Genomic DNA, 20,232 nt, shown 5'->3' with positions numbered 1-20,232 from the left:
CAAGCATCAGACTGAGTTAAGCTGCTACATAATGGCACGCTAAGCAATAATGTCGTGTGTCACGTGGCCGAAGACGTCTGTTAAACGCATATCCCGGCCACCAAAACGAAGCGTGAGCTTCGTATGATCCACGCCCATCAGCCAGAGCATGGTGGCATGAAGGTCATGGATCTCGAGCTTTTTATCGATAGCGTAGTAGCCATATTCATCGGTTGCGCCATAAGCCAATCCCCCTTTGACGCCACCGCCAGCCATCCAGACAGTGTAACCAAACGGGTTATGATCACGGCCATCGGCTCCTTGTGCCATCGGCGTCCGGCCAAATTCCCCGGCAAAGACAACCAGTGTTTCATCAAGCAAACCACGACTCTTGAGATCCGTCAGCAGTGCACCAATGGGTTGATCAGTCGCTTTGCAATTCAGTTCATGGCCGTTCTTTAAGCCACCATGCTGATCCCAGCGATCCACGCCGACACCGGGGCAAGTCAGTTCAATGAACCTGACGCCACTTTCCACCAATCGACGGGCTAGCAGGCATTGCCGGGCATATGTCCGGGTGCCTGCAAATGGGGAGTCCATGCCATAAAGCTTCTGAGTCGCCTCAGATTCCGTGGAAAGATCCACCAGTTGCGGCACTGTCGTCTGCATTCTGAAGGCTAATTCGTAATTCGCAATGGCTGATTCCAGAGCGTCGGGTCGGCCTGCTTTTGCCGAAGCCGCCATATCGAGCTGTTTCAGAAGATCGAGTTTGCGCCGCTGCGCAGAGACCGGCCCCGGCGCGGGTTCAAGATCAGAAATGGGCATCTTCTGGGTTTTGAGTATTGACCCCTGATGCGTTGCCGGCAGAAACCCATTGTGAAAACAATCTAATCCGCCAGGCGGAATCAACCCTCCGTTTAACACGAGAAAGCCGGGAAGGTTGTGGCACTCGGTTCCCAAGCCATAGGAGACCCAGGCTCCCATGCTGGGGCGGCCCTGAAGTCCATGGCCGGTATGAAGAAAGTAGTTGGCGTTCGTATGCTCAGAAAACGCCGACGTCATCGAGCGAATGACGCAGAGATCGTCTGCATGTGAAGCAATATGCGGGATCAGAGAACTGAAAGGTAAGCCGCTTTCGCCATGGTTCGAGAACTCCCACGGCGATTTCATGATCTTGCCGTTGTTGTCGAATTGGGTGGCCTGCACCTTCATCTTCATGGGTTCGCCATGCTCTTTGGCAAGGCGTGGCTTCGGATCAAACAGATCCATCTGTGAGGGGCCACCATCCATGTAGAGAAAGATGATGTTTTTGGCCTTGGCCGGATGGGTCAGTGCCAAAGCAATTTGTGCTTCTTCAGTCGCTTCCCCTGCAAACGCATAGCGGGGATCGGTCGCGAGGCCAGCTAAAGCCACCCCGCCAAATCCACAGGCGATTTGCGCCAGGGCATCACGACGCGAGGCAGGACGTTCACGAAATTGATGGCAGTGCTGCATGGTGGGTTCAGCGTCGAGTAGAAAATTCTGGCAAGTTAACCGACCTTCCATTCAACCATTGACCGCCGTGAGATGCCAGAGGAAGTCTCTCCACTTTGTACAGTTTGATCTCAAAGAGCCTTATTTAGGGCTTATTGCTGTTGCCATTCACGACCTTTGCAATTTGGGGAGCGAAAGAATCATTCCCCAAAGACCTAATGCGGGGATGTGCCTCGCTTCGGGGAACTCGTCCGCAAGAATCCCGGCACTTCCACCCGTCAGCAGTATCAGAGGTGCGATATTCCCTGTTGCCATCCGTCGCGTTAGTTCGTGAATGGCGCCGACATGTCCCCAATACAGACCACTCGACATGGCGGCTCGGGTATTGCGACCAACAACGGGAGGATGCGGCGCGCTCAGTTCCTGTCGACTGACCAGAGGCAAAAGGGCGGTGTATTGATGAAGTGCCCGTGCCCCTAATTCGATTCCGGGGAGAATCGCCCCGCCCGAAAAGTGACCCTCTTCGTTCAGCCAGTCAATCGTTGTCGCGGTTCCGGCATCGATTAACACTACTGGCTGGCCTGGCTGACGGATCGCGTTACCAGCCACGGCATTAAACAATCGGTCAAGCCCCACTCGTTCAGGAGCATCGACATTGATGATGAGCGGGAGTTTCAAGCCGCTGCGAACCACATGCGGTTCCGGCCAGAAATTGGCATCTGAAGGCGATCCTTCCGTTGGTCTCGGCCATTCCGCCAGCAGACAATCCAGCGCTTTGGGGTTCGATCCTCCAGCAATCACATGCAGGCAGACATGCTTTGCCTGGCTGGCATTTTTCCACCACTGACCCAAAAGTTTCACAGGGAGCGGAGCCTGAAGATCATGCGCCACAAATTCGACAGGCTCGTGGAATAATTGCCCCGGCTGACCGAGAAACAAACCGAACTTCACTCGGCTGTTTCCCGAATCGATCGCCAGAATCCATTGTTCCGGCTCGGGATGAGTCTCCCCGGCAAGCGATTCAACGGAGTCATGTTCATCGGGCGGCAGACCATCGCCAGCGTGAGGCAAAGAGGAAGACAAACCGGCCATAAAACTCTTCTTGAAAAACATATCCAGAAACAGAATTGACCCAAACGGGCAATCGCCCGATGATCCTGTCAGAATCGCACCATGGCAATCGCAGGGTGCCAGTTCTGTCAGTTGTTCTGATCAACGTCCAGAATAGTTATTTGTTTGCCTACACGGAAGGATGCCACATGGCCGAAGGACAGCCCGCAACCAGTTCTAATGGTGTTGCACAGCCTCAAGTTCAGGAACCCGCCGACCTGAAGCCGCTCTACTCGAACTTCGCACGGGTTGCCGGGACACCTGAAGAAGTTGTTGTCGATTTCGGTCTTGATCCGATGCCGTTCTCCAATGTGGGACGGAACATCAAGATTTCCGAGCGAGTGGTGATGAATTATTACACCGCCAAGCGCTTATGGGCCGCTCTGGGAGTTTCGCTTCAGCGCTATGAACAGAACTTTGGTGTCTTGGAAACCGATGTCACCAAGCGAGCCAAGCCACAAGCGCAAGCCGAAGCCAGGTAGAAGGGCATCAATCGGAGCAAAATGCACTCAGAGCCTACTTGAGAAAACGTCCTTTCCCTGCAAACGGGAGAGGGAATTTCAGGGGCTAAAAAAAAGACTGACGGCCCAGAGAAGATCTCCGGGCCGTCAGCGTGATTTCACATGAAGACTACCACTCCCGAAGGGTGGCGAGTGAAATTAGATAGCGCCGCCTTCTGTTGCTGGGATGCCGCCAGCACCGCAGACGATTTCGCAAGTTGCGTTGACGTCGCAGTCATCTGGGGTATCGAAGTAACGGCTGCCAGGTGTTGAGCTCTTCAGCTTGTCGGAGTTGGCCTTGAATCCGGTGAAGTAGTAGCTCTGGTCAAGACGACCGATAGCGTTCGAGATGTCGTTCAGTTCGGTGTTGATAGCAACAGCGACTTCGCTGAGGCCAACGATCACGCCGATGACGAGGATGGTGAGAACGAGGACGAGCTCGGCGGAGATGATCGCACCGTTTTCATCGTTGAGCAGGTTACGGAGCATGTGAGAGACTTTCTGTGTGAACTGTTTAATGAGACGCAAGGCACAGTGCGTGGCGGCACTGCCGCTTTCCCTGATGATCAGGTGAAGGCGATCCCTGAGGGCACAACCTCAAGGACAAACGAACGGGGTGCGTGATTGCCGGCCGACAAATCACACGCTGCGCAGCTGAGGACAAAAGAGAGCAATCGCTCTCGGAAGTCTGAAAGAGGCTCGTGAAAACTCATGTGCTGAGTGATTCACAGAGGTTTGCATGAAGACTCAAGAGGCTTCACACGCTTGTCAGGTGTGGCGTTCTGACGGGATGCTGGTATTGCACGGCAGGTGCCACCGCGTTGAAGTTCAGCAACGGCTAGGGGTGTTTCGTGGCAGGAGGCTCGCGTTAACCCGTTGACTTTTAACATATTAGGCCGTTGTTGAGAAAAAACGACGCTCGCCTCAACACAGGTTTCCTGAACGAACCATGCTCAAGTGATGAAACAATCCGCTAACCCGCCTGTTCAGGTTGGCAGACACCTGGTTGACAAAAAACGTGACCCAGGCAGCAAAACTAAGTTAGTGCTCGTGCCAAGGGGCATGCTGGGGTGGTGATTCGCAGGTCTTCCGGGTGAAAATGAGTGATCGCGAGGGTGGGATAGGGCGTGGAGATATTGCCAATCTCAAGAAACTGGATTGAAAGGGATATTCCTGGCGTAGGTTCGGCGTGCCAGTTTGGTTTATAATCAATGGCTGATGCGTCGCAGGGCAAAGTCTTTGTGTGGACGTGTACCGCACCAGCGGCCGCTGCCTGAGATGCCTTGCTTTCCCGCCTCCAACCCCGCAGTTCACGTTCTCATAAACATTCCCGCCTGATGACATTGTTGCCTGACAATCGAACAGGTCAGCAACAAGAGTTGCCCTGAGACATTGCTTCCAAAGATCAACTTCTATGAAACCAGCTCACTGGTCTGTCTTGAATGTGACGTGCTTGAACACAGCGTTTTCCAGAACCCTGATGGTGCTGGGGATGCTGTGCGGTGTCACAGGTAGCATTACGGGTTGTGGTGAAGGGCCGGTGATCCGGCAATACACCGTGGTTAAGCCGGAATTTGTCGAACGTGGCAGCGTGGAAATTGCAGAAGCGCCGCAAGTGGCACTGGAGCCTGCGGTGACCTGGGGAGCCATCTGGCCGCATCAAACACAGGCATGGTTTTTCAAAGCGACAACCACACCCGAAGTGGTGGATCGCTGGAAAGAGCGCTGGAAAGAGTTTGTTCAGCAGGTCAAGTTTTCTGAAAAGGGATCGCCAGAATGGGCACTTCCTGAAGGTTGGAGCCAGAAGCCGGGTGACCAGTTCCGGTATGCGACGATTGTTGTGCAGGATGAAAGCTCCGGGCCAGTGGAGTTGACAGTCTCCATGCTGCCTCGCGATGAATCGCAATGGGATTCACAGCTTGAAGCCAATCTGGCTCGCTGGAAGGGCCAGTTGGGAATCGGGCCGATGAATCGGGCTGCTGTCGTTCAGTCGACAGAGAAACTCGGGGATGATGACGTCGTCTTTGTCTCGATGACGGGTTCACGCGCTCCTGGTCAGCCTTCCATGGGGATGGGAAGACCTGCGTCTGGAATGAGTTCTTCTGCTCCGCCCAGAACAGCGCCCCCTGCGGGAAATGTGGCGATGCCTGAGAAAGCGGCTGGTGATGAGTCGTCGGTCGCCTCAGGAGTCGAGTTCAAAGCGCCCGCGGAATGGAAGCCGGGAAAAATGAACGCCTTTCGCAAAGCGGCGTTTGAAGTGACCCGTGGCACGGAAAAAATCGAGATCACATTGATTGATCTGGCGGGAGAATCGGGCGGGATTCTGGAGAATGTCAATCGCTGGCGGGATCAGGTGGGTCTGGCGGAAATGAAACTTGCCACTCTCACTTCTGAATTGAAAAACGTAGACACAGCCAGCGGGCCGGGACAAATGGTGGAACTGGTGGGGCCAGCCGGGCAAACCATTCTGGGCGTGATTGTCCCGCGAGAGGGGCGAACCTGGTTCGTTAAGCTTCAGGGAGCGAGTGAGCTGGCCCAGGCCGAAAAGCCAAGGTTTCTCGAATTTGTCTCGACTCTGAAGTTACCTCAGTAAGAAGCGGCTTCAATAAACCGGTTTGACTCACGTGACAGCAACGTGATACGCAGCAGAGAATTCATCGTCTTTACCGTTTGATCGCGCCAATACTGGCGATGTCAGGATAACGTGCAATATGGCCACAGAAGTGATTGGTCGCTCCGCTCCACTCTCCGCAACACCCGCTCTTCCTCGCAGTGGGCTGAGCCTTGTTCGTGACTTGTTGCTTCCGCTGGCCTCTTTAAAGCTGACGGTTGTTCTGTTCGCGATGGCCATCTTCATTGTGCTGGCGGGAACTTTGGCACAAGTGGAAGACGATATCTGGGTGGTGATCCGCGACTACTTCCGGACTCCTGTGGCCTGGATCAAATTTCAGATCTTCTTTCCCCCCTCATTTTTCCCTGGCTTGCCGAGAGTTCCCGGCGGTTTTTATTTCCCCGGCGGCTGGCTAATCGGCACGTTAATGGCCATCAACCTGGTGGCCGCGCACGCCGTGAGATTTACGGTTCAGGCCAAAGGAATTCGCCTGTTTTCGGGAATGGGATTGTTGCTGATCGGCGCTGCGATGACCTGGGTGGTTGTGGTCAGTGGCGATACCACGAATGGAATTCTGCCTGAAGACAAATCGCTCTATGACTTGCTATGGCTGACCTTGAAGGTCTCGGTCTACTCCATTTTTGTCATGCTGTTTGCCTCTCTGTTCTGGGTTCCCGTCTCGCGTCGTGTGACCTGGGGGCTGTTGGCCCTTGGTTTCGGAATTGCGCTGGTCGCCACGATCTGGTTGCTGATTCCCGGCAACGGAGCCACGCCCAGTCCTTCCGCCATGCGAATCCTGTGGCAATTGACCAAAGGGGGGATGGCCGGTGGATTGTTGCTCATTGGATGCCTGTTCGCCTTTGGTCAACGAGCGGGAATTGTCTTACTGCATGGCGGCATCGCGTTGATGATGCTGAGTGAAGTGCTGGTCGGGACAAAAGCTGTCGAAGCCCAGATGACACTTTCAGAAGGCCAGACGCAAAATTATGTACAGGATGTGCGGACCGTCGAACTGGCTGTCAGTCATTCTGTTGATGACAAAAATGAATCTGTGACGGTCATCCCTCGCAAGGTCCTGCTGGGAGAACCTTCTGGCTGGCGGCAATATCTTCCGGCTTTTCTGGGAGGCGGCAGCACAGGCGGTGCCAGAACACAGGTCTTTTCTGATGAGCGTTTGCCATTTCAGATTGAACTGCCGGAATTCTATGAAAACTCGAACATCGTCGAAGTGAAGTCACTGGAGAAGAACCCCGCGACGGCAGGGCAAGGTTTGAAGATTGGCCTTGTTCCCGCCAAGCCATCCGCCGGGACAGATACGGGGGGGAAAGTCGACATGCCCGGTGGGTATGTCAAACTCATTGGTAAAGATGGAACCCCGCTGGGAACCTATCTCATCTCGACGCTGCTGTCTGAAAGCGGACAAAACGATACCGTGAAGGTCGATGGCAAGGAATACACGATCGCCTTGCGCTTCGAGAGGCACTACAAGCCTTACTCCGTCACATTGAAAGACGTGCGGCGTGAGCTATATATTGGAACTACGACGCCCAAAGATTTTTCCTCGGATCTGCACATCTACGATGACTCCCGCCATGTGGATCGTGATGTGAAAGTCTGGATGAACAATCCGCTGCGCTTTGCCGGCGATACGTTCTATCAGACAGGTTACTTTTCCAATCCACAGACAGGTAACGAGTTCTCCACCATCTCTGTGGTGGCCAACGAAGGCTGGATGATTCCCTATGTCAGTTGCATGATTGTCGCGATTGGTATGCTGGCCCAGTTCACAATCACGCTGCTCCGATTTTTGAACCGGTTTCAGAAGCCCGAACCGATGCCGATGATTGACGCGGCTGAAGTTTCCGACCCGCGCCGTCGCCCGGCCAATCGTTCCCAATCCCCTAAAAATGCGAGCCAGACCAAAAATTATGGCGTCTGGGGATGGGTGCCAACAGTTCTGGTACTGCTGATTTTTGGCGGTTATGTCCTCCGCGCATCACTTCCTGCCAGAGTCGCTGAGGGGGCTTTTGACCTGCAGGCATTTGGTGAGTTGCCGCTGGTGTCACAAGGACGAACCAAGCCGTTTGATACGCTTGCGCGGACAACACTTCAGGTACTCAGCGGGAAATCAACTTATACGGATGCCAATGGAAAATCTCAGCCGGCAGTCCGCTGGTTGCTCGATCTGATTGCACAGCCTCAAGTGGGCGGGAAGCATCAGGTTCTGAGAATTGAAAACTTTGAGCTGCTGTCGCTGCTCGGTTTGGAGCGTCGACAAGGCTTCCGCTACAGCCCGATGGAAGTCTTCCCCAAGATCCAGGAGTTGGGACGTCAGTCCGATCTGGCACGTGAAAAGTCGGCTCATGAAAGAACGACCTTCGACAAAAAATTGTTGCAGTTCGAGTCGCAAATCGGGCTGTTCGATACCGTGCTTTCTTCGTTCGCGCTACCTGAAATTGGCGAAACAAATCCTGCAGAAGATCTCCGTCGGGCCATTGCCAAACAACGGGAACTGAAGAATCGAAAAGTTCCTCCTCCGCTCGTGGTTCCCCCTACGGCAGAAGACGAGGAATGGCAGACATTCACCTCAGCCTGGACGATGGAAACGATTCGGATCGCCTTGTTACGAGAATCAGACGAAGACCCGGCATTGAAGCACATGGTCTCGATTCTCTCAGCCTGGGCCAGTGATAAGCCGAAGGAATTTAACACCGCCGTCTATCAGTACCGGGATTGGCTGGCGACACAGAACTTCAAAGATTTTTCGTTTAGCAAAGTTCGGTTTGAAGCCAATTTTAACCGAGTCGACTGGTTTACTCAGGCCGCTGTGATCTATCTGGCGGGATTTGTGATGGCGGTCCTTTCCTGGCTCTTCTGGCAAAAGCCATTGGGCCGGGCCGCGATGGCGCTGCTGATTCTGGGCGTGATCCTGCACACCATTGCACTTTTCAGTCGGATGTATATTTCGGGTCGACCACCCGTGACAAACCTGTATTCCTCCGCAGTGTTTATTGGCTGGGCAGGCGTGCTGCTGGGAATTCTGCTCGAAGCAATTTATCGCAACGGGGTCGGGAATGTGATCGGTGCTGTGGCGGGTTATGCCACATTGCTGATTGCCTGGGGACTGGCGGCTGATGGCGATACGTTTGATGTGCTGCAGGCGGTGCTCGATACGCAGTTCTGGCTGGCCACCCATGTGACGTGCATCACGTTGGGATATGCAACCACATATATCGCGGGACTCCTGGGGTTCATTTATCTGGTGCGGGGCGTGTTGACACCTTCGCTGAATCCCACCATGCACCGTGAACTTTATCGAATGACCTACGGCGTACTGTGTTTCTCGATCTTCTTCAGCTTTGTGGGAACCGTGCTGGGTGGCCTTTGGGCCGATGATTCCTGGGGCCGTTTCTGGGGTTGGGATCCGAAGGAAAACGGGGCGTTGATGATCGTGCTGTGGAATGCTCTGACATTGCACGCACGCTGGGGTGGACTTGTGAAAGAACGTGGGTTGGCTGTGCTATCTGTCGCGGGGAATATTGTCGTCAGCTGGTCATGGTTTGGTGTGAATGAACTGGGTGTAGGCCTGCATTCTTATGGATTCAAAGAAGGCACACTCTTCTGGCTGGGTCTGTTTGTGCTCAGCCAGCTGGCGATTATTGCGATGGGCTTACTTCCGAAACGCTTCTGGTGGAGCGCTCATCGCTATCCTGAACTGATCAGCTATTCTGACAGAGGATAGGTCGATGGTGGGTTGCGCAAAGCCTTAACCCACCCTACTAGCTTTACAACCTGTTTAACCCTACTTTTAAGCATTTGACAATGCAGTAGTGTGCATGAAGCAAAGCGTAATGCGCCAGCTCTATGGTAATTCCGTTTAACTGGTGCATTAACATGCACCCTACTTTTCCCGAAGCCAGAATTTATTAGCCCAGATCAATCCCCATCGTTCCAAAGAACCATTTCATGTCCTGCCAGACATCTTTCTTGGCAGGCGGGTTTCTCAGAAGATAGGAGGGATGATAGGTACAGCAGACTTTGGCGCGGCCGTACTCAAACAACTTCCCTCGCAGCTTCCCAATGGCTTCCGCCGTTCCCAAGAGATTCCTGGCTGCGGTGGATCCCCAGCAGATGATGTAGTCAGGGTTCACAATCGCAATCTGCCCATCCAGCCATTCCCGGCAATTGCTCGCCTCTTCCGGAGCGGGCAGGCGGTTGCCCGGTGGTCGGCAGCGAAGGATGTTACAGATATAAATGTCTTCCCGTTTCAACTTGCAAGCCGTAATGATGCCATCCAGAAGTTGCCCGGCACGTCCCACAAAGGGGACACCGGTGGCATCCTCGTCTGCTCCTGGCGCTTCCCCAAGAAACAGGATCCTGGCCTGAGGATTCCCGACGCCAAAAACTGTTTGTGTCCGGGTGCGTGCCAGTTCAGGACACTTCACACAACCGGCAACGCACTTCTGGAGTTTTTCCAGCTGTTTCACCCGCTCGGCAAGGGACAGATTGTGAAGCTTCGGAGGTTGAGCCGCCCCCGCGACAACAGAAGCGGTCATACTCATGGCGGCAGATTTGGTGGCTCGTTTGGCCATCTCGGTGTCCTGTTCTCCACGACGCTGATTCGTGCTGACTTGTGACTCCCGCGACAAATTCTCGTGGGGGGCACGGATGCGGGTTTGTTCGATCGGAGCTTCAGCCGGACTGGTCAATAGTGGCAAAAGCTGGGTAATGTCTTTGCTCCAGTGAGTGACACCGCTGCGTCCCAGCGACTCCAGTTCTTGACGAATCGCTCGTCGCAGCCGATCGCTGGCATCGCCATGGTCGATCGTCATGCGGTCTCTCCTGTCGTGGCAACCTGAGGGATCGTCTCACTGACAGAAGAATCTATCAATGGTTCTGGCTCAGGATGCTTTTCGAGATCACTCAGATTAACGGTTGGTGGCCGGAAGATGAGCACGAGCGGCAGAAGAATGGCAGCCCCCACCCAGAAGGTGTACTGTTCGCTCAAGTTGTACTGTTTCAGCACATTAATGGAGATGATATAGATCACGCCTGCCAGCGCGATGCCAATCCAGTTGACGAGATTCATCACACCAATAATACGGCCCTTTTGCCCGGCGCTGGCCATTGCCTGAAGGAATGTTTGCAACGGAACACTGAAGAAGCCCGCAAAGAGGCCCACGCCCACCAAAGCGAAGCTGGCCGCTCCTGGGCCGAGAAGTGGTGGCCCTTGAAATCCCGCTGGCCCAGGCATTCCCAGTAACAGCAGGCATCCCATCAGCCCCACGAGGCCCACGGTCACTAGCCGGCCGCGAATTTTATCGCGGCACCACAACCCGGCAGAAACGCAGCCGACAGCAATCCCTAATCCCGTGGCAGCCGCCATCAATCCCGTCTGGGTATCTGACAGCTTATAAATGTTTTTGCCCACCGCATTGATGGCGCCAGGATAGATCATCCCCGCGACCATCCAGAAGACAGATGATGCCATCAGCACCGGCAAAAGTCCTTTTTTCTGACGGATCAGCTTCCAGGTCGATCCGGAAACGAAGATGGAACTTGCCGTAAACTTTAAGCCAGGATCAGCCACCCCCGGATCACGGATCAACAACACGGTGATCGTCCCGATTCCTGCCACCACCAGGCAGGCGAGACTGGCCAGCCAGAGTCGACCATGAAAAATATCGGCCAGGAACCCGGCAAGTGCCAAGCCAAAGATGATGGCCAGAAAGGTCGTCATCAGCAGCAGGCCGTTGGCTTTAGGGAGATCCGGCTTGTGAAAAATTTCGGGGAGAAGACCGTATTTCGGAGGGCCGAACATGGCACTATGAGCTCCCATCAGTGCCAGCACACCAATCAGCAGCGGAAGAGAGCCGATCCAAAAACCGACCAACCCCGCAAGCACCAGAAAGACTTCAGCAATTTTGCACCAGAACGCAATCGTCCGTTTGCTGAAACGATCTGCGACGAAGCCCGCAAAGCCCGACAGAAAAATAAATGGTACCGAGAACGCGATCGTCGCGAGGCCCTGGTAATCGGGTTGATTGGCCGCCTGCATGGCGACGCAAAGCAACATGACCAGCTCTTTGAAGAGATTGTCGTTAAAGGCTCCCAGAAATTGTGTCGCGTTGAGGCCCCAGAAAGCATGGTCTTTCAGCAGAGGTTTATTGGACAGTGCCGTCGTCATGAAGAAGCCCCGTTATGCGAATTTCAGAACGTGGCGAGCCACATCTGGCAGAAGTCTATCGCATCTCACAAACGATGTCTTCCCCCCCCCCCCTTGCGGGGCTTGGGCCTATCGGCCGGGACTTGTGCGAAGACCCGCAGCCCCGTTGTGGCCGCTCCCCTTAATGCCCTTACGGGCTTCGTGGCGGCGTATGGGGGTCGGTTGTTTGTTCACGTTTGGGGCTTACGCCGCCAGGACGCTGGAAGGGGAATGGGGAAGAAGAATACTGTTTCGCGCAACAAAGGGCCTTAGGGTAGAGAGGCTTCGTTTTGGGTGCACCTCGCAGGTTGAGGTCTTTTTCGCCTGTGATTCCGGACAGAAGGCTCTCCATCGGCTCGGTCAGGGCCACCCTTTGCCAATGGGGAGTCATTCCCATTGGCGGAAGCGCCGATTGTGGACGCTTCCCTCGAATTCGAGACTGACAAACAGTTCATCAAAGGTGAGTTGCTCACGCAAAACACTTCTGATCAAAACTGAATGTTTTTTATTGGCACTTATTCATTCGCCACTTCTTGTGACGAGGGAATGCCAACACAATCCCGTTTGATTCAGCAAAACTGAATCAGACAGGCCGACGGCATCATGCCAGCGAGGGTGACTTCGTGGAGTGATGTTTCGTGGTGGCCCTGATCGGCCCCCTTGCGGGGTTTGGGGCGGCGTATGGGGGGCAGTTGTTCATCCACGAATGGGTCTTACGCCGCCAGAGTGGTGGTGTTTAGTGATTGATGAGGTGGGTTGCGGGATATATGCCGAGTTGGTGCATTGCGCTGCGCTTCATGCACCCTACTTAAATGCTTACGCCGTCAGAGAAATGGTTGGTTTTCAACACAACCGCCCTCCCATGATAGCGTGAAACAAGGAGTTTGCTCCCTCGTCCCATTCTGATGGGAGAGGGCCGGGGTGAGGGCGAACCGAAGATTAAATAGCGATTTCTATATATTCCAAATCCATAGGCATCCCAGGCAAGTTGCTACACCGGGAACGCCCATGGGGAATTCTCTCACCCGGCACTGCGGCCACCTTCTCCCTCAGGGAGCATTGGTCTCTACACATCTCTGAGTCAAGATTGAACTCGAAAAAACATCCTCTGAAAAAGTAGAAAAACGTCCTCAAAGAGATCGTTAGATTCACAGAATAGGCAAGACAGGATGGCTGGGTTTCAGGTGATGTCCCTCTACGCTTCGTGTTTTATCCTATTATTTTGGGGTTTTTGAGATGTGTAGAGACTAATGCTCAGGGAGAAGGAGTTAGGTGCTTGCTGATAGTTCTTTTAGAGCAAGCTTGCGGCCCAGTCGAATGCCAGATCCAGTTGTGGCGCACTGTGAGTCAATGCCCCGACACTGATGCGATCCACACCTGTGCCTGCAATCTCCCCGACGGTGGTGAGTGTTACCCCGCCCGACGCTTCCAGTAAAATTTCTGGAGCATGGCAATCGCGATAGTGAACTGCTTCGGTTAATTGGGCGACTGTCATATTATCGAGCAGGACAATTTGCGGCTTTCCACTGAAGGCATCGATCATCTGCTCCAGTGTATCGACCTCAACTTCGACATCGATATCCTGCGAAAGAGTTTGGCGCAGATGCGTGATGGCTTCTGCAATTGACCCCGAGGGTTTCCAGGCGGCCAGATGGTTGTCTTTGATTAAAACCCCATCGTATAGCCCCATGCGATGATTGTGCCCACCTCCACAGCGAACCGCATATTTGGCAAGACTGCGGTATGCGGGAAGTGTTTTGCGGGTATCAAAGATTTTGGCTTTGGTGCCACTGGCGGCTTTGACAAACTGGCTGGTCAGCGTGGCGATCCCGCTCAAATGCGTGAGAAAGTTGAGCATGGTTCGCTCGCCGGTGAGGAGCGTGCCAACCGGCCCGGTGACATTCGCCACGACCTGCCCAGCCGCCAGCTCATCGCCATCATGGGCCAGAGCGTTCCATTCCACCGCAGGATCGATCTGTTGGTACATCAACGCGCCAATCGGCATCCCGGAAAGAAATCCGGGCTTCCTTGCCACGACCTGAACTGTGGCTTGGAGGCGCGGGTCGATCAGTCCCTGGCAGGTGAGGTCTCCCCGCTCGCCCAGATCTTCCTGAAGTCCCAGTTGAATCAAACGCAGTGCTGCGGCCCGTTCAAGTGGGCCAAAAGATGCCTCGGACATAGTGCGTCGCCAATAAAAATGAAACGAAGGAGATGCCCCTTCCAGTCTAATCGATCTGGTCATTCGATGCCGTGCCTGCGTCCAAGGGGCAACTGACCTCCCGGTTGTCATCAGCAAATTCTGCCAGAATGACCTTCTGATTCTCTCTTGCCTCTGATCCTTTTCTGAAATACACCACGTTACCGGACGTGCGAGTCCGCCAATTTCATCCTGCAAAAAAATGGCTTGTATGGGACAGTTCCACCCTCTTTTCCTGTTGGCTCTCTGCCTTCACATGACGGCTGCCTCCGTCCAGAGATGCCACGCGCAGTCTGGCTCACTCTTTACTGATGTCGATGAGAGCCAGGTGATTGTTCTGGAATACGAGGCTCTTTCCACCTTTCCCACAGACTCGATTAATCGCACGCAATTCAACAGTGCTGAACCCGATCCGTTGGAAGCATCCTTACCCGATTCAGGCGACTGGCTTCCGCAAGAAGAAAATCCCGGCCCTGGAGTCAACAGTTTCGGTAACTCTCCAGATCCATTCCGGTCTCCTTATCTGTTGTGGAAGACCGTCACACCCAGGCGGTTTTCAGCCACCACGACCTGGCTGAGCGGTGGAGGTGATGAGGGATTGGGATCTCTTGAAGTGGATCTTTCCGCCACCTGGCTGGCTCCTTTTCCCTGGTCAGAGAATTCGATTGTCAGCGTGACACCCAGTTTCAGCATCCAATCCCTCGATGGGCCAACCGGTGTTCCGCTTCCTTCTGAGTTGTATCAAGCCTCGGTGATGTTCTCCTGGGCGAAGCCGCTCAGCGAACGAACTCAAATCGCTTTTGGATTTGCGCCAGGCGTTTTCAGTGATTTTGATGGCGGGGGGAGTAATGCGTTCCGCCTGGTCGCCTTTGGAACACTGACCTGGCAATCTTCACCGACCAAGAAGTGGTCGCTGGGTGTCGTGGCAACCGGACGTGACGACATCCCCGTCTTGCCGATGGCCGGGATGATCTGGACGCCGAACGATCGATGGATCATCGAACTGACGGCTCCTCGCCCACGAATTTCTTACCGTTTGCGTGGCAGCGAAGGTTGCTGTAGCCATTGGATCTATCTGGCTGGTGAATTCGGTGGGGGAACGTGGGCTGTCAATCGCAATGGTCAGAGCGATGAACTGACTCTACGAGATTTCCGATTCATTCTTGGCTGGGAAGTCAAAGAGAACAAAGGAATCAACCCGCGTCTTGAAGCTGGTTATGTCTTTGGGCGGCGTCTGGAATACCAATCAGACAGCTATCGCTTTGACCCTTCAAACACCTTGATGGTTCGAGGCGGCTTTTCCTTCTGAAAGTCCTCTTTTTTCGTCTCTGTTGCGTTCATTTGACGACCCTTCCCTTCATTTTTCTCAGTCGCTGCTACAATCGATGCCGCAACATGGCATTAAGGCGAGACGGGAAGAGTGCATGGACAGGTTGTTAATGGGGTATCTTCAACGGATTTTGACGGCTCGTGTCTACGACGTGGCCATCGAAACGTCCTTAGACGTTGCCACCAAGCTTTCGGCGCGGACAGGGAATCGGATTCTCCTCAAGCGGGAAGACACCCAACCCGTGTTCAGCTTCAAGCTGCGTGGGGCCTACAACAAAATGGTTCATCTGACTCAGGCTGAGCGTGACCGCGGAGTGATCTGCGCCTCAGCGGGGAACCATGCGCAAGGGGTCGCGCTGAGTGCACAGCGGTTGAACTGCCGCGCCGTGATTGTCATGCCGCTAACCACCCCTCGCCTCAAGGCGGAGGCCGTTAAGGCCTTAAAAGGTGAAGTGATCCTGCATGGTGACAGTTATTCCGATGCCTATCTTCATGCACGTCAGCTCGCCGATGATCAGCAATTAACGTTCGTCCATCCGTTCGATGATCCTGATGTGATTGCCGGGCAAGGGACTGTCGGGATGGAAATTCTCCGGCAACACCAGCATCCCATCCACGCCGTTTTTGTCGCGATTGGCGGCGGAGGTCTGATTTCTGGTGTTGCTGCTTATATCAAAGCGGTTCGTCCCGAAATCAAAGTGATCGGCGTACAGATGGCGGACTCTGATGCCATGCTGCGCTCGGTGCGGGCGGGCGAACGAATCACTCTGCCTGAAGTGGGACTTTTCTCCGATGGAACGGCGGTCAAACTGGTGGGCGAAGAGACCTTCCGCCTGACGCGCGAACTGGTCGATGAGTATCTGGTGGTTAATACGGATGCCGTCTGTGCAGCCATTCAAGACGTCTTTGAAGACACACGCAGCATCCTTGAGCCAGCGGGGGCGATGGGGGTGGCTGCCGCCAAGCAATATGTCATGTCGCATGGAATTACCGATCACACGCTGGTGGCGATCACCTGCGGAGCGAACATGAATTTCAATCGGCTGCGTTTTGTTGCCGAACGGTCAGAGGTGGGTGAGAAACGCGAGGCCTTGTTTGCAGTCACGATCCCGGAGGAACGAGGTTCTTTTAAGGAACTCTGCAAAACCATTGGTGTTCGCAATGTGACCGAATTTAACTATCGAATTTCGGATAGCCGGGAAGCCCATGTTTTTGTCGGTGTCGCTATTGCTAATAACGAAGAGGCGATAGAACTGGGCCGCCAGTTTTCTGCCAGTGAATTCAAGGCCGTCAATCTTGTTGAGGATGATCTTTCTAAAGACCATGTTCGCTATATGGTTGGCGGGCGGAGTGGATTGTCTCAGAATGAGCGGATTTTTCGCTTTCAGTTTCCTGAGCGTCCGGGCGCACTCATGAAGTTTCTCTCCAGCATGCACGCGGACTGGAACATCACCTTGTTTCATTATCGGAACCAGGGTGCCGACTATGGCCGGGTGCTGGTGGGCATCCAGATTCCTCAGGACAAGACCTCAGACCTGCAAGCGTTTTTTGAGTCACTCGGATATCCCTGTGTCGAAGAAACGGAAAATCCTGTCTACCAGATGTTCCTGAGATAGATCACGTCGTGCTTTTCTGGTGGGAGACAAAAGCAGGCCAGGTATTTTCCGCAGCAATAGATGGCCTGACACAAGGATGCTATGCCTCTGTCTGGTGTCGACACTGTTTTAAGCCGAGATCTCCCGACAGGGGAAAGCGAGAGGAGCAAAATCAAACGTGCTTCCAATTCCTGCTCGGCGGTATTGCCACGAGATATCAACACTCATTGTTAGCCACGCAGCATAAATGAGTCAGAATGTTTCTCGTGCTTTGTCAACATGAAAAACATGGGTGAACCATCACGTAAGCCCGGCAACAACGGGTACTTTCGTCACAACGTCCCCGTGGATCAAGCCCTGACAGGGCCTCGACGGTTACGGGATTTCATCCCGCCAATTGGTCGTGGGCCTATCAGAGTTTAGGCTCGTTGGAATGAGCGTCCCGCTTGTCAAAAAACTGAGCTAGGCTCAATCGGCAGATTCGGCTAGTTTCTCGCGGTGCGTTGTATGAGGTGATTACATTTCAGAAATAAACTGGAGAATTTCTCCAGCAGTTTTGTCCGTTCTTTGCTGGCCACTCATACGGCCTCTGCTATTCAGCATTGTTCATTCCTGCTTCTCGAAAGGATTCTGAAGCATGGCTTCCGCAGCGTGGACTATTCCCCAAAATCTTCAATCGCCAAAACTCATGTCACGATGCAGAAACCTCCTGCTGAGCGCTGGAGTTGTCAGTGCTGGCCTGCTTGTCGTCAGCGGCGACGCGCTGGCCCAGACTCGAACAATTCCTGCATCCATCAGCCGGGAAGAACGTGCTCGTCTTCTTGATGATCTGAGCGCGCCCATGATGGAGTTTGATCGCTCCAACTCACGCCTGCGCCCTCCGACGAACTCTGATCTGACCAGCCCGACAGCTGAACTCGAACGTCTGCGGCCTCTGGTGGCTGATGCTCAATCGGAACTCTCGAATCTGATCCTTGACCTGGGTGATGAATCGGCCCGCCGGCCCGCCTTGCGGACACTGCTGGTGGATGCCATGAATCTGCAAGCCCGGCTCACTTCGATTGTGCAGCAGGCACAGCGAACCAACGATCACCGTTACCTCACGGAAGATTTTCGTGAACTGGATGCCCAGTGGCGTGAACTCTCCTACCGCATGAGCCTGACTCGTGACCTGAGTTCTCGCACTCAGCAGCGCGTTCAGGCACTTGACGAAATTGCCAAATCGATTGGCAAATTGCTGCTCATTCAGCCACAGGTCAATTCTCGTGCTCTGATGGAAAAAGCCATCCAGATGAGCACCGATTTGCGGAATCTGACCGACGATGTTGCTTATGAAGTGACTGATCGTCGCCTGCGTGATGAACTGACGTTTGCTCTCAACCGTGTTAACCAGCAGATGCGCACGCTCTCTCTGGCGGTGCAGGATCGTGCCGATCGGGCCGTGGTCGTTGATCAGTACAAGCGATTCCAGGAATTGTGGTACCCGGAAGCAGCCAAACTTCAGACTTACACCGGTTCAGCCATGGATCGGGATCTTCGCCGCATTGCTCAGACAGACAGCGAAATCCGCCAGTTGCTGATGATGCCTCAGCAACTCGACAAGCAGCAACTCGTCTATCTCACCAACTCACTGAAGAAGGATATCGACGAATTCTTTCAGCGGACACCGTTGCTACTTTTGGTGCATCTGCCCAAATCAAGTAACGTTTTGGCGACGGCCGATGAGTTTTATGGCGTGTGTGAATACTTCGTTGACATTGTGAATCGCTCGAATACCGCCAACATGGAGGACGTTGTCGACGCATTCCACTACATCGAAAACGCCGAACGCAACTTTGCTTCGACCTTCCGCCCGATCCAGAGTGAATCAGCTCAGGCCATTCTGCGTAAAATCGAGCAGACGATTGGAACGCTCCGTTCCACATTGATGGTTCAACGTGATGACCTGAGTCGTCAGTCGGCCGTGGATCTCGCCGCTGAAATTGATGGTTTGTCTTACAACCTCCAGTTGGTCAGCCAGCGTTGGTTACAAGCCGAACGACCATCGTTTGCCAATGAATGCCAGCGGGAAATTGCTTCATTCAGTGACCAGGCCATGCGTCTGCACGACAGCCTTGTGCGTGGTTCCACTGCTGCTCAGGCCCGCCAGCAGACCGAACAACTTTACGATAGCTGGCGACGCGTCTATAGCTATCTGGTTCAATGCCGTACTGAAGACCGTACTCAATTGGGGCGAACGGCTTCGCGGATGACCCCCGCTCTGGTTGAGTTGCGAACCATGCTCTCTCAATAGTGATCGAACAGGATCGCAAGCAGGTTAGTATCAACCTGCCATTTATACGCTGATTAATAACAACGATCCCTTGGTAGAGGTTCTGCCAAGGGATCGTTTTGTATTTAGCGTATCATACCATTCACAAGAAAAAAATGCGCGGTGCGTTGTTCCGAAGTCCAGCCTGTGAAAAGACATGTGGAATTCGAGCAGCGCAGTTATTTCATGGAAACCGTATCAGGTTCTTCAATGAAGATCTGAAAGAGCGAAGATCTGCCGGAGCGATAATCTTAAGGGACGATGGAAAGATGAGGTTAACGGCCCTTCTTTTTGGCTGGTGGCTCCTCGTCTTCATCAAAGGCGTCGAACACGTCATCGGACAAGGTTTCCAGGGCTTCCATCGAATCGTTGCTTTCCAGGAACATCTCGTCAGAAGCCGCATCAGCGATAAGTTCCTCATCATCGTCGATGACCGGTTCAAATGAGGATGTGGCTTCCATGTCGTCTTCGACTTCCAGAACACCAGATTCACCAACTTCTTCCGCATCAATGGCTGAGGCGGGTTCTTTCCCCTTCTTTCCACTCGATTTGGCTGACGCTGCCGCTGATTTTCGGGCACTCTTGCCACCGAAAATCAAAATCCCAACCGGCATGAGGGCGATCACAGCTCCGCTTAGCAAGGTGAGGCCCACAAAAATCTGGGACATCAACTGCAAATTGGCCGCATGGCTGACAAAAGCCATCACCAGCAAATAGCACAGAATTCCTGCTGGCACCGCAGCGACCAGCGAAGTTAATGCAAAGGACACTTTGCCCATCACGACTCTCTCCCACCTTCATAATACCGACTCAAGGCATCTCGTTCGCTTGATATTCCAGAGCTTAAAGGTGCAAGGAAGCCGTAGACAAGCCCCTGTTGCGTGCGGCCTGGATCTTCACGTGGATGATGTCCATTCCTGAC

General features: G+C 53.8%; 13 protein-coding genes. 6 read left to right on the top strand and 7 right to left on the bottom strand.

Annotation, left to right across the window (positions count from 1 at the left end; all coding sequences use genetic code 11):
- Positions 1-39: 39 nt before the first annotated feature.
- Both SH287x_RS14475 and SH287x_RS14470 read right to left on the bottom strand, forming a co-directional pair.
- Entirely contained in the window at positions 40-1,473 is a 1,434-nt protein-coding gene (locus tag SH287x_RS14475; RefSeq protein ID WP_479515038.1) for a DUF1501 domain-containing protein, read from the bottom strand.
- A 147-nt stretch (positions 1,474-1,620) separates the two neighbouring features.
- The gene (locus SH287x_RS14470; protein WP_479515037.1) at positions 1,621-2,544 is read right to left on the bottom strand and encodes a type III pantothenate kinase; all 924 of its coding nucleotides are present in this window, start codon (positions 2,542-2,544) and stop codon (positions 1,621-1,623) included.
- 167 nt (positions 2,545-2,711) lie between these two features.
- On the opposite strand from SH287x_RS14470, the gene SH287x_RS14465 reads away from it, so the two are divergent.
- Entirely contained in the window at positions 2,712-3,044 is a 333-nt protein-coding gene (locus tag SH287x_RS14465; protein ID WP_479515036.1) for a DUF3467 domain-containing protein, read from the top strand.
- Positions 3,045-3,221: 177 nt separating this feature from the next.
- On the opposite strand, the gene SH287x_RS14460 is transcribed toward SH287x_RS14465, so the two are convergent.
- Positions 3,222-3,551 (bottom strand): hypothetical protein, encoded by a 330-nt coding sequence (locus SH287x_RS14460; protein WP_479515034.1) that lies wholly within the window; start codon positions 3,549-3,551, stop codon positions 3,222-3,224.
- A 925-nt stretch (positions 3,552-4,476) separates the two neighbouring features.
- Between SH287x_RS14460 and SH287x_RS14455 the strand changes: the two genes are divergently transcribed.
- On the top strand, positions 4,477-5,655 hold the full coding sequence (locus tag SH287x_RS14455; RefSeq protein WP_479515033.1) for a hypothetical protein: 1,179 nt from the start codon (positions 4,477-4,479) through the stop codon (positions 5,653-5,655).
- A 118-nt stretch (positions 5,656-5,773) separates the two neighbouring features.
- On the top strand, positions 5,774-9,415 hold the full coding sequence (locus tag SH287x_RS14450) for a cytochrome c biogenesis protein (protein ID WP_479515032.1): 3,642 nt from the start codon (positions 5,774-5,776) through the stop codon (positions 9,413-9,415).
- A gap of 184 nt (positions 9,416-9,599) precedes the next feature.
- Here the strand turns inward: SH287x_RS14450 and SH287x_RS14445 are convergent, their stop codons facing one another.
- The 3 genes from SH287x_RS14445 to nadC form a co-directional block, all read right to left on the bottom strand.
- On the bottom strand, positions 9,600-10,505 hold the full coding sequence (locus SH287x_RS14445) for a uracil-DNA glycosylase (RefSeq protein WP_479515031.1): 906 nt from the start codon (positions 10,503-10,505) through the stop codon (positions 9,600-9,602).
- The gene (locus SH287x_RS14440; protein ID WP_479515030.1) at positions 10,502-11,860 is read right to left on the bottom strand and encodes an MFS transporter; all 1,359 of its coding nucleotides are present in this window, start codon (positions 11,858-11,860) and stop codon (positions 10,502-10,504) included. The genes SH287x_RS14445 and SH287x_RS14440 overlap by 4 nt, the downstream gene beginning before the upstream one ends.
- 1,309 nt (positions 11,861-13,169) lie before the next feature.
- Positions 13,170-14,120, bottom strand: a complete 951-nt coding sequence (gene nadC / locus SH287x_RS14435) for a carboxylating nicotinate-nucleotide diphosphorylase (protein WP_479515029.1) — start codon at positions 14,118-14,120, stop codon at positions 13,170-13,172.
- Positions 14,121-14,286: 166 nt separating this feature from the next.
- Here nadC and SH287x_RS14430 point away from each other — a divergent pair, with 166 nt between their 5' ends.
- The 3 genes from SH287x_RS14430 (at position 14,287) to SH287x_RS14420 (ending at position 19,292) form a co-directional block, all read left to right on the top strand.
- Positions 14,287-15,384, top strand: a complete 1,098-nt coding sequence (locus SH287x_RS14430) for a DUF6268 family outer membrane beta-barrel protein (RefSeq protein ID WP_479515028.1) — start codon at positions 14,287-14,289, stop codon at positions 15,382-15,384.
- Between the two features lie 115 nt (positions 15,385-15,499).
- Positions 15,500-17,020: a threonine ammonia-lyase, biosynthetic gene (gene ilvA, locus SH287x_RS14425; protein WP_479515027.1), complete on the top strand. Its 1,521-nt coding sequence runs from the start codon at positions 15,500-15,502 to the stop codon at positions 17,018-17,020.
- A 616-nt stretch (positions 17,021-17,636) separates the two neighbouring features.
- Positions 17,637-19,292, top strand: a complete 1,656-nt coding sequence (locus tag SH287x_RS14420) for a hypothetical protein (RefSeq protein WP_479515026.1) — start codon at positions 17,637-17,639, stop codon at positions 19,290-19,292.
- A 293-nt stretch (positions 19,293-19,585) separates the two neighbouring features.
- On the opposite strand, the gene SH287x_RS14415 is transcribed toward SH287x_RS14420, so the two are convergent.
- Positions 19,586-20,080, bottom strand: coding sequence for a hypothetical protein (locus SH287x_RS14415; RefSeq protein ID WP_479515025.1), 495 nt, complete (start codon positions 20,078-20,080; stop codon positions 19,586-19,588).
- Positions 20,081-20,232 lie beyond the last annotated feature (152 nt).

Source organism: Planctopirus sp. SH287 (assembly GCF_056500625.1).
Note: the sequence above shows the minus strand (reverse complement) of the source record. Positions and strands in the feature narration are given on the sequence as shown.